Source organism: Flavivirga jejuensis, from assembly GCF_030540765.1.
In the GTDB taxonomy this organism is placed as follows: domain Bacteria; phylum Bacteroidota; class Bacteroidia; order Flavobacteriales; family Flavobacteriaceae; genus Flavivirga; species Flavivirga jejuensis.
The window spans coordinates 235,151-249,212 of the sequence record NZ_JAUOEL010000007.1 but is presented as its reverse complement, the minus strand read 5'-3'; the positions used below and the strand labels follow the sequence as shown (position 1 = coordinate 249,212).

The following is a 14,062-nucleotide window of genomic DNA, read 5'->3' as shown; positions in this document are numbered from 1 at the left end:
GATTTGTTATCATATTGTTTTGCTTTTTGAGTTTTTGTTTCCAAACAAAAGCACAGCCCGACTTATCATCAAGAGAGGTGATAAAGGGAGTGGCGATTTATGCACATCAAAAACAATCCGACAAATTCTATTTTGCGCCTCAAGGCATAGAATTAGTGGTCGACACAGACGGAAAGCCAAATTTTTCCTTTGCACGAATGACCTATATACCAAGTAGAGCGAAAGGCAATGAAAACTGGAAGCAAACTAATATGGTTCAGTTCACGGTAAGTATGAAGCAGGTAAGCCCGCAAATACTTAGAGAAATAAAAAACATCTTAAGAAAACGTTTATGTAGTCAATGTAGGCCGAAATTAGTTCCTATTCCTTTAAGTAGGGTTCAAGCAAATCTTGTTTACACTAGCATTGATGCAGACACTATTGAGGTTTTAAAGAATAAATATCATAATACTGAACAGGATAAAAAAGAAGGTCGTTGGTCAACCAAAACATTTACGATCAGGCCAAATAAGCATACCTCTGAAATACTCTGGGATGGTTTTGAAAAAGATAAGGCCCTATTGACTGTGGCCTACGCTATATGGGCAAAAGGAAAATATACTGATAGCGTATCGTACAAGTATAATGGCTCAAAAGAGTTAGAGGCTCTATTTAAGAACCTAAATGCCTCAAGAGATTCTACTCAAGTGACACCAAGTGAAACATTAATAGTTGCCGATGCTTTTCCAGTAAGCCTAGATTTAGAAAAGTGGCCCGACCTTCTTAAAGAGATAGATTTAGGCAGCACTTTGTCTCCACGATACGGGCTTATCGATATTTATTGTCATGATTTTAGCGACAATATTCGTTCTGATCTCATTGGAAAGATTGTCGAATTTAAGGCACATGCAGCGGGTGTAGGGTTTGTAAAGACGGAAGTGGAATTTATGAAAAGTGCACCATATACTGTAGCACATGCCTTAAAATTTGAATATGCCGTCAGGCTCGACAAACCTTTTTATTACCGAGTTATTGAAATGACCGAGGCTGGCGAAGTAATTACTGGAGTTTGGCAAACCAAAATAAAATGGTCAAGCATAATAGATGTAAGTTCTCAAAAAGAGTTCGTAAGTGTAATTAAAAATTAGAAACAATGAGAAATATAATTTATATACTATGTATATGTGTCTTTTCCAATACTATTTTAGGACAAGTAAAATACGATCAAGGTAGAATTACCGTAGATAAAGTACAACTCTTACAGGACTATAAAGATTCATTAGCTTACTACTACATTCCCCAACATCCAAGACTAGCAATTAACGAGAAAGGTGATTTCGAGTTCTTGTGTATGAAATATGTGGGGAAAGAAGAAAAGGATAATGGTGGTTTATTTCATGCGCTGTTCGAGTTTAGCATGGAAGAGAAGAAGCTGAAAAAACTGGAAAAGCAACTTCAAGCCAAGATTAAAGATGCAAAGATTAAAGGTCCTGTTCCTTTATTAGAGACTATGAAAGATGGTGAGCCATCCCTTGGAAGTTTCAGGGTCATATCATCTATACTAACAGATACCCTGGCTGAAAACCCTTTTACTCAAAACCTTATAACAAGCGGTAGAGCTCCTTTTACTCCTGGCTCTAAAGCGGTACTTGCCGCGAAACTAAGCCAAGAAGGTTCGACCCTATTATGGAAAACATTCAATGGTGCTGCCTCTGATGTGTCTGTAGCTGTTAGTGGTTACTACGAAGGAGTTGTACAGGCATACAATGCTGTGGTAACAGCTGAAATGGATATGGTTTATGATCATTTTAGTAATGTTTCCAAGACAGAAACCTTATTTACCCATGATGAAGTGAGTAATGCCATCGATAGCTTATACAGCAGTGGCGTCATTAAAATTGAAACTTTAGACCGAACCAAAGGCCTTGGTGTAAAAAGTGACCTAAAAAACATTTTACAAATTGTGTCGGACAAGCTCATCAATCTTATGTTCGATACAGAAACAGGATGGTCTGCCGAACCAGAAATGCAAACGCCTGCCGAAACTAAGGATAAAAGTGGGAAAGGAGTTCTCAGTGGATTTGCCTTTGGACCAGCCAGTATGTTCATTCCAGATATTCAACATATAGTAAAGAAAAGGAAAGATATCAAAGCGCGTAGATTCAGATTAGATCTCAGTGAATCCACAACGATTAAAGTCCCTTTCCATACTGCTGGAAATCTAGGTGGTCTCTACGATAGTTTCCGCAACGATCCAAAATATTTCAGGGTAGTAGATCTTGAAAGCAGTGACTTCGAAAAACAAGAAGTGATATTTCAATTAGACGGTGAATTTGTTGAATCCTTTGAAGATCTCGTCAACTTCGTAAGTGTCAATTTTAGAAAAAAATATGATAAAGAAAGAGACGATTTTACCCATCAGTTATATTTTAATTCAGAAGATATAAAGGCCGGTAAATTCTATAAATCCATTTCTTTTCCAAGGCTAGGAATCTCAGATAACAATTGGCAGGAATATGAATATCAGATATCATGGAGTATTCGTGGAGAATCAGATTTTGTAGGGAAAAAGAATACTTGGATAAAAGCGCGAGATAAAGCTATTGTAATTGCACCACCATTCAAGAAAATTGAAGTGGCCATAGATTTGGACAAGCAACTCCTTATTGAAAACGAGATTGCTACTGTCGCTATTGATTTTGCAGCAGATTTCCTTGGGAAAACAAGACTAGTAAAATCGGTAACCTTACGTGCATCGGGGCAAGAGAACAATAAAGTTGCGAGTATTTTTTATGACCACCAGGGTGAGGTTGTTTATCGTACTGTATGGTATGCTAAGAACGGTGACGAAATAAAGCTTCCGCATAAACCTCTTGAACGAGGCTATCTCTTCCTTACGCCACCATCAAAACAAAATGATATAAACGATTAAATATAAGAACATGAAAAAAACAAAATTTAACATTTTCTTTTTGCTTCTCATTCTCACTGGTTTCTCGGGGGTAATAAAAGCCCAAATATTGATGGATCAGGGAGTAAGGGTTGAGGGATTATGGTGCTTTCCATCGAAAGATGAGCCATCCATCTATTATTATCTTCCCGCCGATGCACGCCTAGGGAAAAAGGGAAATAAACCTCAGTTTTCCTATATGCGGTATGTGGATATGGAGGCAGAAACCAGCAAAGCAGGTAATAGTATTCTAGAGGCTAAAGGTGGTGGATTATTACACTTCGTGGTGCTTTATGATACTTCCGAAGAGCAATTAGAAACTGCACGAGACGAGTTGAGTTATGTGACCAGGGATAACAAAGCCAAATTGAAAGGCCCAATTATTTTTAAAGAAGGCACATATGCGTTGGTGTCCTCAATTATTGACCCAGAAAAAGGGGGACAACGCCGCAAACTCATGGTAAAAGGACGGGCCCCAGTACTGGAAGGTAATAAAATTGCGCTCTCGTTCGAACTGGATTCTAAAGACTCTAAACTCTTATTTGAAAGCTTTAAAATGGCGACGCCAGATATTTCCTTGGTTTTTGATCTTGCCTTTGAAGGACTAAGTAATGCTTATGATGCAACACTTGAGGTTGATTGGTCTGAAGTACAAAAACGACATGAGGCAAGTGTTGGAGGGAGCTATATGTTTATTGGAGCTGAGGCAGGATTGGAAATTGACGAATTAATGAAAAACCAGGCAATCACTCTTACCTCCAATGGTGAAAATGACCAAATGGATGGTTTAATGAATACAGTCATGGAGAAACTGTTGGATATGTTATTCAACCCTGTTTCAGATGATGTCCCTGAAAATGAGAACCCAATAACAGAAATGATATCTGATCTAATGGGAAGCGCCAATCAAGGAAATCAACCAGGTTACAAGACTTCTGGTTTTGGTTTTAAGGCTTCCTATCACTACAAGGAAATTAAAAGAAGTGGGAAAAGCAGAGTTTCATTTAATTCAAGATTGCCAGTAGAGCGTCATCATTTCATCACTTTTAACATTGGAAATCTCTACAAAAAATATAAGGAGGATGAAGCCATCTTCAAGACGACATCTATAGAAGATGATGATTTTCAACTACGTGAAGTTAATATTGGTATTGATGGTGAGTTGTACGAAGAGTTTGATAAGATGGTAAATAATGTTACGGTCATCGTTCGTAAAAAACATCAAAATGGAGAAGAAACCATACGTTCTCTCATCGTGAACAAATCTCAGTTCGATCAAAACGATGCCGAACCTTTAACGATTAGTTACGGGTCTAAAGGAGATCATAATCGTTTTGAATGGCTGGATTATGAGTACCAGACCATTTGGCAATTTCAAGGAGGTGCAAATTATAAAACGGATTGGCAAAATGCCTCAGCATCCATGATTAATCTTTTCTCACCTTTCAAGAGAACAGATATCCAAATAGCTGGAGATATGCAAGAACTAGTTGATAAGGGGTATAAAGCAGTTGCTGTGAGCCTCGAATATGATTTTTTTGGAAAAATGATGACTCCACAAAGAATCTTTCAACCCAGCGATGTATTGAGTAATGAAGCTTTTAAGGTAACTCTTCCATTAAATGACAGACAATATAAATATACTCTCACTTGGATTGGTAAGGAAAACAAGCAATTAAGTAAGAGCAGGGTCGATACATCGGGAATCATATTCGTTGATGATATCCCAAATCAATAAACAAAAGATAATTAATTACAAAAAGATTAGAGATCATGAAACAACAAAGTAGAACAACACTAAAAATATTACGGAATATGCTCATTTTGGCCTTACTCATACTGCCACTGACGATGCTTGGGCAGAATATGGATGCGATGAATAAAATAGACATCAAACTGGACGATGGTACTACGGTCATATTATATGGGCAAAGTTCAAAGGTCATAGGACAAAAAACTAATAAATATTATATGCTGCCCACAGGGTTGAAGATTGGGTCAAAACCAGATGGTACTCCAGAGTTTCTATTTGCGAAATTTACTACGGAAGAGCGCGAGGTTCAAGGTGGAATAGGAGGAGCTATTATGCATTTTTTAATGGAATGGGGGCTGACACCAGAACAGAAAGTAGAGTTGGAGCGGAAATTAGCGGCAAAGAAAAAAGGCGCAAAATTTATGGGAGCGATTCCTATGAGTTTAGATGATAAAGCAGATTCATTTCGAATTATATCGGCTACAATGTCCGACAATAAGAGAACTTCAAGTTTAGTCACCTCTGGAAAGGCACCTCTTATTGAAGGTGGTAAGGCTGCGGCAGCGTCACAACTGGATAAATATGGAGCACAGCTATTGGCATCCACTTTCGAAAAAGCCAACTCTATCACTGATCTTTCAGTTGTATTAGACTATTATTTTACGCTTCAGACGCCAGCGGTAAAAGGGAAAATTGTTTTTGACTGGACTAAACTTGCGACTCAGTATGATAAAATTTCGGCTGAATACAAGGAAAGTCATAATGGGCATTGGTTTTGGAAACATAATGAAAAACAATCCTACGACGAAGTAAGGTCACACTTTGACTTTCTACGTGAAAGTGAGGTGATACGTTTTGAATGGGAAGAAATGCTTAATGATGAGCGTGTTACCGTTATACGTGAAGCCTTTTTTCAATATTTTTTGAACGCATTTACGGATCTAGGCGACTCTAATAGTGATGAAGCCACTGGTGCTATGACATTAGCCGATACACTGGCTGTTCCTGATATTAGAAAAGGAAATAGTTATACTTATAAAACGTCGCTTTCCAAGACCTCTATCAAAAGAAAAACAAAAGTCATTGATCTCAGGGAAGTGAGACTAGCCGTTAAGCAACCACATCAGATCGTAGGTAATTTGGCCAGTTGGTATGATCAAGTAAAGGATAATCCAAAATGTATTTACAGTGTAAATTTGAATGATCCCTTCTTTAAGCATCGAGATATCCGTTTTGTCTTGGATCTAGAGGCCAAAGAAATGTTTGATGAGGCGATTAACTATGTTACCGTAAACGTTCGTAAGAAACGAAGTTCGGGTAATGATTATGAAGATCATCTCACCATAGATAAAGTCTTTATTGAGAAGAATGGAATCACAGGAGTGAAAACATATGCACGTGGCGAAGACACTGATTCGTCAGCTTACGAATATCAAGCTCAGTGGAGCCTCAGCGGTGGTAATATTTACCCAAAAAATCCAAGATGGCAAACAGGGGCTTGGGAAGGCGTCACCCTTGAACCTCCTGTAACTCCTAGAACTGTAGAATTGGAGGCAGACATAGACGAATTGAAGAACAGTGGTATTACAAGAATAACCGCGCAAATAGCCTACAAACAATTTGATAAAGAGGTTCGTTCGAATATTCAATTATCTACACAAAAAGGAGAGCCTATTATAAACAAGAAGATTTTTGTTGATAAAGACACCAATGGTTATGTATACCGCTTGATTATAAACCATAAAAAAGAAAAGAAGCTAGTACTTCCGTGGGAACCTATGGTCAACGATAATTATATCTACGCGGTTATTCCTGAGGATTTAATGGATACGGAATCTGAAGTGTTCAAGATTGCCAAGAAAACAGGTGAGGACATTGTAAAGAAAGCAAGTGAAAAGGTCCTCGATAAATTTGAAGAATTATTTAAAAGTAATTAATGGAAATCATGAAACATCTAATAATAACAGCTTTAATAATCTTCGCTAATCTTTGGGCGGCAGAAGGTCAGGTTTTTCATTTTGATCAGTACGATCGTGACTTGTTGAATGAAATCATTGACGAAGTCAGGATCATTATAAAAAAATCAGAAGTATCGAATCACTATAATTATTATCAAGAATGGAGACTTAAAAATGGCAATACTTATACTTCGGATGCACTATTGTTTAATTCTAAAAAAAATCCAAGTCTGCCCGTTGTTCCGCCAATATTTAGTAAAACTATTGGGGTAGAAGGAGATATTAAGAATCTAAAAGATAACGGGTTTTTCATGGTTTATGTCGCTTTACGATATATGCAATTTGGGAAAGAAAATGAAGCTATTATGGTCCTAAATGTAGAGGAAGGTACTAGACCCTACATTGAACGTAAAATTTATACTGATCGCGATGCTTCTCAATATGTATATCGTTTGGTTTTTGTACATAAAGATCATGGAAATCTTATGCTTCCTTGGAAATCTTTGGTCCGTGATAATTTCATCTATATAAATGCACCAGAAGGTCTTGCGAATCCAAAATCTGAAATTCATAAAAGGGCTAAAAAGTTAGCAAAGGAATACAAAAAAGACGATTCAAGAAAAGTAATAGAGTCTTTCCAAAGATCGAATTAACAGAATCAATAAAAAACAGAAATCATGAAAAAAATAATTTTAATAGGCCTAATAATTTTGGATGCTTTCACTTCTGAATCAATAGTTGCTCAAGCGATAGTTCTAGACGATTTAGTAGAAGCTGGAGATTTAAAACTATTTCCAAATATTTATAATAAGAACGAGTATTATTATCTGGCAGACAAAGTACGCCTTGCACGAGGAGAAAACGGAAAACCCGAATTCTCTTTTATCCGATGGGTAGAAAATGTAAGTACCGACGATAATGAAGAATCATATAAGGATACAGAAGGTGCTGGCGGTGGCATTGTTACAGCGCTCATCGAACTGAGTGTTTCTGATGAACAAAAAATGGAGGCCCAACAAGAACTACGCAGAATCAATCCCAAAGGAAAAATTAAAGGCCCAGTTATGTATAGGGGAGGTACCGTGGCACTGGTTTCCACATTTAACGCCGGTAATGAAGAATTTACAAAGCAAGTTCTTGGTATGGGAGCAGCTCCAGTATTGGAAGGGCAGAAAATCCCTGTTTCCATGCTTCTGACTAGAAAAGGAGCGAAAACACTTTGGGAGTCATTTAAAGCCAATATTGCAGATCTCAGTTTTACATTCAATATGGAAATTGAAGGATATAACGCGCCTATATCTGCCAATGTCAGTTTTAAGTGGGAAGAAATATATAAGCATAATAATTTTCAAGGAGGAATCGCAACACCTGTTCTGGCTGCCGAAGTTGATGTAGCAGTTAGCGAAATGATAAGTAATCGTGTTATTAAAATCACTGAGGTTGGAGAGGATGAAGATTTTGATCAGATTCGTAACGTGGTCATGGAGATGATCCAGACTGGTATTTTTGAATCTCAAGAAAACACATCTGCTCCTTCATTATCGCAATTAACTTCCAATGCTAATGGAAGACCTAGTATGTTGGATAGAGCAAGTACCATGTTGAGTCAACAGCGACGTGATCATGAACGAGATCGTAGCAGGGCAAATCGTCCAGTTAGGACTTCTGTGCCTTCAACACGAAATTCGCCATCAACTTCGTCTGATAGGGATAATGATGAAAACGATACAGCATCAACTAGTGATTCGACTACTCCTACGGCAGGAGTGGCTGTTCGCAGGGCAAGTCCAAGTGATGAACCTTCAACGGTTCCTCCTTACGAACCTTCTTCATCTAATACCGATAGTGCCTCCTCAGCGCCTGTAATTGCCATTGCCGCAGCATTTCAATTTAAGAAAGAAAAGAAATCAGGTAGTGTCACGATTAATATGGAGAAATCTATCATGCGAAATCAACCTCAGAATTTTGGAGGTAATATAGGTGTTGTTAATTGTAAAGACTGTTTCAGGATGTTCAATATGGATGATCCTTTATACAAACAGCGCGAGATTATTGCCTTTATTGATGGAGCAAATCTTAGTGATTTTGGGCAATTCATTAATTACATTAGTGTTTTGCTTAAGAAAAAGCACCAAAGTGGAAACGTTACTCAGCGAGAGATTCGAATAGATAGAAAAAACTTTAACCGAGGTAACAATTTCAAATTTGAGCCATATGGCTGGAAGGGAGATAATAACCGCAGCAAGTGGTTGGAATACGAGTATAAGGCCACATGGAGTTTTCATGGAGGTCATGAGGTAAGCACGCCTTGGACTACTCGTGAAGCTGGAGCCATTACACTAGCCCCGCCATTTAAGAAAAAGGATATATATATTAATGTAGATGAGAGTATTGTAGACGATAATCTAGTCCGCTTTGCTGAGGTTAAGGTCTTTTATAAACAAGGTGATAAGGAAAAGAGAAAATCGATTAGAGTAGACTTCAGTAAAGACGATCTATCACAGCGGGTCAGTATCATACTAGAGGAAGATATATTGGAGTATGACTATCAGATAAAATGGATATTAAAAGGCCAAGACCCTATTGTAGAAGAACGTAAATCGTCCACAGACGAAACAATATATCTTATTAATTCTGGGCAATTTTAAAATTTTCTGCTTGATATGTATAACTCATATACTAAGTATTAGTTAAAAACAATAATCATGAAAACACAACTATATATAAAACACACACACCTAATAATATTTGCCTTTTTTGCTATAAATACTTGGGGGCAAGAATCGACTACGAGTTCATTTCTGAGAGATAACCTTATGGTATATTATGTGCAGGATCCAGAATCCGATCAATATACTTTATTGAATCCCGATGAAATAATTGATGGTGGAGAACTTTTTGGTGGAAATGCTGAAATGCAAGTAGCTCAAAGCCTAGTAAGAAGTATATATAATACCAATTCAGACGGGGACTTTCAAGAAAGTATTGTGCGTGCATTACGCGACAATGATGATCCATCAGCACTTTTTATTTATTTTGATAGTGAACCTGTAGATGAGGTTATTGCAGCTGCCAACTGGACTGATTATATTGAGAGCGGTCATTTTACTCCTTGTTTAACACGAGAAGAAAATGATGACTATGCCAGTGCGGTGCATTATGGCGCCAATCAACTCAATATAGATTGTCTCGAAACATCTCAAAATCGCCTAGTAGAATTATTAAATGGATCAGGTTTTACGTCTCCCGAGAGTAATACAGATATTAGTGGGGAGCAAGCGGAAAGGAGAATGGTGCATTATAGGATAGATGTAAAAGAAGACCCGATAATTCCAGAACCTCTATTTCTTTACGACTCCTCTAATCCTAATTCTGAGGGGTATGCTAAAAAAGCAGCTAAAGATCATAAAGTAAAACGAGCTTACGCACCCACAAAAAAGAGTTTGCAAAAATTATTGGAATCTAAGCCTAAAATAATTCATAGTTTTGGCCACGGTTGGAATGATCGTGTTGCTATAGGTACAAGAACATGGCGTAAAGGATATTATAGTAATGAGTTAATAGAGGTTCTTAGAGAAGCAAATCTTGATCCTGGAACTAAGATTATTTTTCATCACTGCTCTAGTGGGGCTACTAATGGTGTCTTGCAAAAAGTTTCAGAAGCGTTACCTTCTTTGGATATTTATGGAAATATTGTTTCGGGAGATGGGGTTAGAAATTCGCAAATTAGAAGTATGTCTTCGGGGGAAAAATTGCCTAAGTTTATTATGTATAAACTTAAAAGTGATTTTAGCATCCCAGATAAGGATGCTAAAAACAAAAATGCAAGTTGTAATTTTTTCAGAGACATACAAGGATAAGAATGGAGATACTCAATTAACGAAAGAAGAATCTTCTACCAGAGGTAACATACACATACTTTTTAGAGAAATTGGAGTTATAGGGTTTGATAATTTTTGGGACATACTTAACGGTGAAGACCAAAATCTTGATTATTTAAGGTTAAATAAAGAATCAAAAATTAGACTTGAAAAAGGGATAGAAATTTTTAGAAAAAGACTTAATAACTCAACTACAAAGAAAATAAATCAAGAATAGATTAAAAATCAACCCCGCTAACGCTTGTATTTTACTAGTGGCTATAAGGACAGAAGTAAGTCTATTTTTGAAGAACGTAAATCGTTCACAGATGAAATAATTCATCTCATTAACATAGGACAATTTTAAAATTCAAAATTATGAAAGTATCCAAACATTTAAGGCTTATATGCCTTCTGATAATTGTATTGAATTCTAAGGTGTCAATAGGTCAAGATTCTAGTGTAGAGTCGTATATAGTAGATCATCTTAAGGTTTATTATGTGGAAGAGCCATCATCTGATCAGTATAGATTGTTAAATCCAAATGAAATCATATCTGGAGAGTTATTATTTGGAAATAATCCAGAGATGGATATCGCACAACAATTGATTAGGGAAATATTTATTCCTGAATCCGGTGTCGATTTTCAACAGCAAGTCATTGAGAGGTTGAGAAGCTATAACACACCTGTGGCACTTTTTATCTATTTTGATAAAGGGTCACTAGATGAATCAAGTGCCTCTGCAAACTGGACGAGTTGTATTGAAAATGGGCACTTTACGTCCTGTGTCACCGTTGAGGCTGGAGATGAGTATGCAGGTATTATTCATTTTGGTGCCAATCAAATGAACGAAGATGGTTTTGCCTTGGCTAAAAATCGAGTCATAGCATTACTCGAAAACATACATAGTACTAATGCTCAAGTGGTACGGCGGATACCTATAGGAAAAGGAATGTTTACTCAAAACTTAAGAGGGGCTGAACCCACTGCACGTGCTTTTGCTTCCAGAGCAAAACGAAATACTATTAATTGGATTGCTTTCCAAGGAGCCAATCAAGATGGACAAGGGCATAATCTGAATACAAAAAATGCCAATCGTACACTGACTCAAGAATATATAGGGGCTTTTAAAGATAGTGTCTCAGATGCTCAAGTATATGTCTGGGGTTGGCCCATGGCAAATAGCCCTCCAGATAGCATACGGACTTTTGTGGATCAACTTATTGAAAAGGTTGAATGGGTTGATGGAGATGGGATTATCTTAGATATCGAAGGTGTTGCACATGATAATGACGCGGTTGCCTGGAATATCGGTGATAAATCATCCGAAATGCGAGTTTTAATGGATTATACCTTGGCACAAGCGCATGAACGAAATCTGAGTGTTGGTGTGTCTAGTTTTGGGTCTAGTCTGCATCGATTTCCACATAAGCAAATGAGTCGGGCTGATTTTGGAGTACCTCAATTATACGCTCCTGCAAACGAGATTTTTGAACCTAGATCTTCTGCTACAGTAAGTGCTCGTAGGAGGGATTACGTACAAAATGGAATACAATCATGGGAACGTCTTGGTTTTAGGAATAAGATAGTGGTAGCCTCTGGAGCCATAACAGACGCTAATAAAACGACAGCTCAGTTTCAAGCGCTTCTAGATATTACTGAACCTCATCTACCAAGTCCTTCAATTGCGTGGTGGCAATGGAATAGACGTATGAGTGCAGAAAAATGGGACATTATTAGAGATTTAAACCTCTCTGGCCATACGCCTTAACTTCTACCAGAAAAACACAAAAGAGATATTAATTAAAAACAATAGTTATGAACACGTATATATATATCAAAAAAACACTCCTCATGGTATTTTCCTTTTTTACAATAATTGCTTGGGGGCAGCAATCAGATGTTAGTACATTTCTCAGAGATCATCTTATGGTGTATTATGTAGAGGATCCTTCATCCAATCAGTATAGATTGTTGAATTATGAAGAAATTATGGATGGTAATCAATTATTTGGAGGAAATCCAGAGGCGGAAGTCGCCCAAAGTTTGATAAGGGGTATTTTTATTGCAGAATCAGACCAGAATTTCCAGGAGACAATTGTTCAAGCTTTGAGTGGAAGTGACCACCCTTCGGCACTTTTTATTTATTTTGATAGTGAACCAATTGATTCAGAAACGGCTTCGGATAATTGGGTAGATCGTATTGATAATGGTCATTTTACGGCCTGTGTCACTCGAGAAAATGATGATGACTATACGAGTATTGTACATTATGGCACGAATCAAATGAATTCAGACGGAGCCGTTGCAGCTCAAAATAGACTTGTCCAATTATTGACTGGTATTAATGCAGGTTCTTCAAACGAAAACAGAATCATTTTAAATGATGTAGGGTTTCAAGCGCCTGTTCCTAATTTCTTGAATTGGAACAATGACCGCGTACATCATATTGATAGTTTAATAGGCGGTAGGCGAGAAGACTTTAGGATATCCAATGAGATAACTCAAATAGTAATTCATGAAACAGCAGGTTTCCGTTTTGATAACCCAAGTAATCCGCCTGATACATGGAACAAAAGTGGTCGAGATAGAGCTGAGAGCTTGGGTGCTCATTTTGTTGTACATACAGATGGAAGTATCACACAACACTATGATATAGCTCAAAGGATTAGTCATGCTGGTCCACGAAATGATTCTTCGATAGGAATTGAAGTGGTAAATTCGGTTTGGTTTGATGGCAGATCAGGATATCGGGTTCCTGGTACTTCCGTCAATAACTCTGAAAGAACTTTGGTACATTCTTGGGTCAACAGATTAGAAAACAAAAGAGAGTACAATCGTAGGGTTCATGGTGCACAAGATGATAACTCAGATCGCTTTGAATCTGGCACTCCAAGATTAAGAAAACATCAAAGATATGTTGTACCAACCGACCCACAACTTATGGCATTGAACACCTTGGTAGATTGGTTGGTCAACCAACCTAGTCTAGCTATTATTAGTGATTTTCTTTCCTTAAATCACGAGACTGTATCTGGAGCTCAAATTTCGGCTGATTCTGAAAATTTGTTTTTGCTTGATGGATGGAGGAGTCAATATGGATTGGATACAACAGGACATAATAGACCAGGGATTTTATCTCATTTCAACATAGGAGGTAGGCATAGTGATGGAACATTTCCCACGTTTTACTTGTGGTTGAGGAGTCGAAACAACAGTCATGCTCAGGCGATGACTAAAATTATTGGGGCGTTTAATACGCAGATTGATGGCAATAACGGACGCGTTAATAATAGAACAAGAAGACAAAAATTTATTGATATAACAGGGATTTAGAGTCAAAATCATTATCGAGATGAAAACCAATTATTCCTTATGTTTTCAATATAAAACCTATAACGAAAGAAGAAAAAATCTGACATCACGAATTGTCAGGTTTTTTGTTTTTGATAGTGTACTCGCAGGAAATCAAACTTGTAAAAATATTTTTTTTGTCATCGACGAAGTATTTTGTTCTTGTTTGATTGTTTTGGATTTTTATTGTGCCAAATTTGTATCAC

10 protein-coding genes are annotated in these 14,062 nt (G+C 37.3%); all 10 read left to right on the top strand.

All coding sequences use genetic code 11. From position 1 onward, the window contains the following. Nucleotides 1-77 precede the first annotated feature (77 nt). The 10 genes from Q4Q40_RS18715 (at nt 78) to Q4Q40_RS18670 (ending at nt 13,838) form a co-directional block, all read left to right on the top strand. Nucleotides 78-1,127 carry a hypothetical protein gene (locus Q4Q40_RS18715; protein ID WP_303303509.1) on the top strand — a complete coding sequence of 350 codons (1,050 nt, stop codon included), beginning with the start codon at nt 78-80 and terminating at the stop codon, nt 1,125-1,127. Between the two features lie 5 nt (nt 1,128-1,132). Next, nucleotides 1,133-2,911 carry a hypothetical protein gene (locus Q4Q40_RS18710; protein WP_303303508.1) on the top strand — a complete coding sequence of 593 codons (1,779 nt, stop codon included), beginning with the start codon at nt 1,133-1,135 and terminating at the stop codon, nt 2,909-2,911. Nucleotides 2,912-3,143: 232 nt separating this feature from the next. Next, entirely contained in the window at nt 3,144-4,667 is a 1,524-nt protein-coding gene (locus tag Q4Q40_RS18705) for a hypothetical protein (protein ID WP_303303507.1), read from the top strand. Nucleotides 4,668-4,702: 35 nt separating this feature from the next. Then, nucleotides 4,703-6,619, top strand: a complete 1,917-nt coding sequence (locus Q4Q40_RS18700) for a hypothetical protein (protein ID WP_303303505.1) — start codon at nt 4,703-4,705, stop codon at nt 6,617-6,619. Between the two features lie 8 nt (nt 6,620-6,627). Then, nucleotides 6,628-7,293 carry a hypothetical protein gene (locus tag Q4Q40_RS18695; protein ID WP_303303504.1) on the top strand — a complete coding sequence of 222 codons (666 nt, stop codon included), beginning with the start codon at nt 6,628-6,630 and terminating at the stop codon, nt 7,291-7,293. A 24-nt stretch (nt 7,294-7,317) separates the two neighbouring features. Then, nucleotides 7,318-9,288: a hypothetical protein gene (locus Q4Q40_RS18690; protein ID WP_303303503.1), complete on the top strand. Its 1,971-nt coding sequence runs from the start codon at nt 7,318-7,320 to the stop codon at nt 9,286-9,288. Between the two features lie 57 nt (nt 9,289-9,345). Continuing rightward, nucleotides 9,346-10,500: a hypothetical protein gene (locus tag Q4Q40_RS18685; RefSeq protein WP_303303502.1), complete on the top strand. Its 1,155-nt coding sequence runs from the start codon at nt 9,346-9,348 to the stop codon at nt 10,498-10,500. Then, complete coding sequence (locus Q4Q40_RS18680; protein WP_303303501.1) at nt 10,463-10,738, top strand: hypothetical protein; 276 nt, start codon at nt 10,463-10,465, stop codon at nt 10,736-10,738. Before Q4Q40_RS18685 ends, Q4Q40_RS18680 begins: the two co-directional genes overlap by 38 nt. Nucleotides 10,739-10,878: 140 nt before the next feature. After that, nucleotides 10,879-12,273, top strand: a complete 1,395-nt coding sequence (locus Q4Q40_RS18675) for a hypothetical protein (protein WP_303303500.1) — start codon at nt 10,879-10,881, stop codon at nt 12,271-12,273. Nucleotides 12,274-12,320: 47 nt separating this feature from the next. Further along, nucleotides 12,321-13,838 carry a peptidoglycan recognition protein family protein gene (locus tag Q4Q40_RS18670; protein WP_303303499.1) on the top strand — a complete coding sequence of 506 codons (1,518 nt, stop codon included), beginning with the start codon at nt 12,321-12,323 and terminating at the stop codon, nt 13,836-13,838. Nucleotides 13,839-14,062 lie beyond the last annotated feature (224 nt).

Bases quoted from the DNA above. Each gene is read 5' to 3' on its own strand.
- Q4Q40_RS18710 (WP_303303508.1), top strand. From the start codon at position 1,133: ATGAGAAATATAATTTATATACTATGTATATGTGTCTTTTCCAATACT.
- Q4Q40_RS18705 (WP_303303507.1), top strand. From the start codon at position 3,144: ATGGAGGCAGAAACCAGCAAAGCAGGTAATAGTATTCTAGAGGCTAAA.
- Q4Q40_RS18700 (WP_303303505.1), top strand. From the start codon at position 4,703: ATGAAACAACAAAGTAGAACAACACTAAAAATATTACGGAATATGCTC.
- Q4Q40_RS18695 (WP_303303504.1), top strand. From the start codon at position 6,628: ATGAAACATCTAATAATAACAGCTTTAATAATCTTCGCTAATCTTTGG.
- Q4Q40_RS18690 (WP_303303503.1), top strand. From the start codon at position 7,318: ATGAAAAAAATAATTTTAATAGGCCTAATAATTTTGGATGCTTTCACT.
- Q4Q40_RS18685 (WP_303303502.1), top strand. From the start codon at position 9,346: ATGAAAACACAACTATATATAAAACACACACACCTAATAATATTTGCC.
- Q4Q40_RS18680 (WP_303303501.1), top strand. From the start codon at position 10,463: ATGCAAGTTGTAATTTTTTCAGAGACATACAAGGATAAGAATGGAGAT.
- Q4Q40_RS18675 (WP_303303500.1), top strand. From the start codon at position 10,879: ATGAAAGTATCCAAACATTTAAGGCTTATATGCCTTCTGATAATTGTA.
- Q4Q40_RS18670 (WP_303303499.1), top strand. From the start codon at position 12,321: ATGAACACGTATATATATATCAAAAAAACACTCCTCATGGTATTTTCC.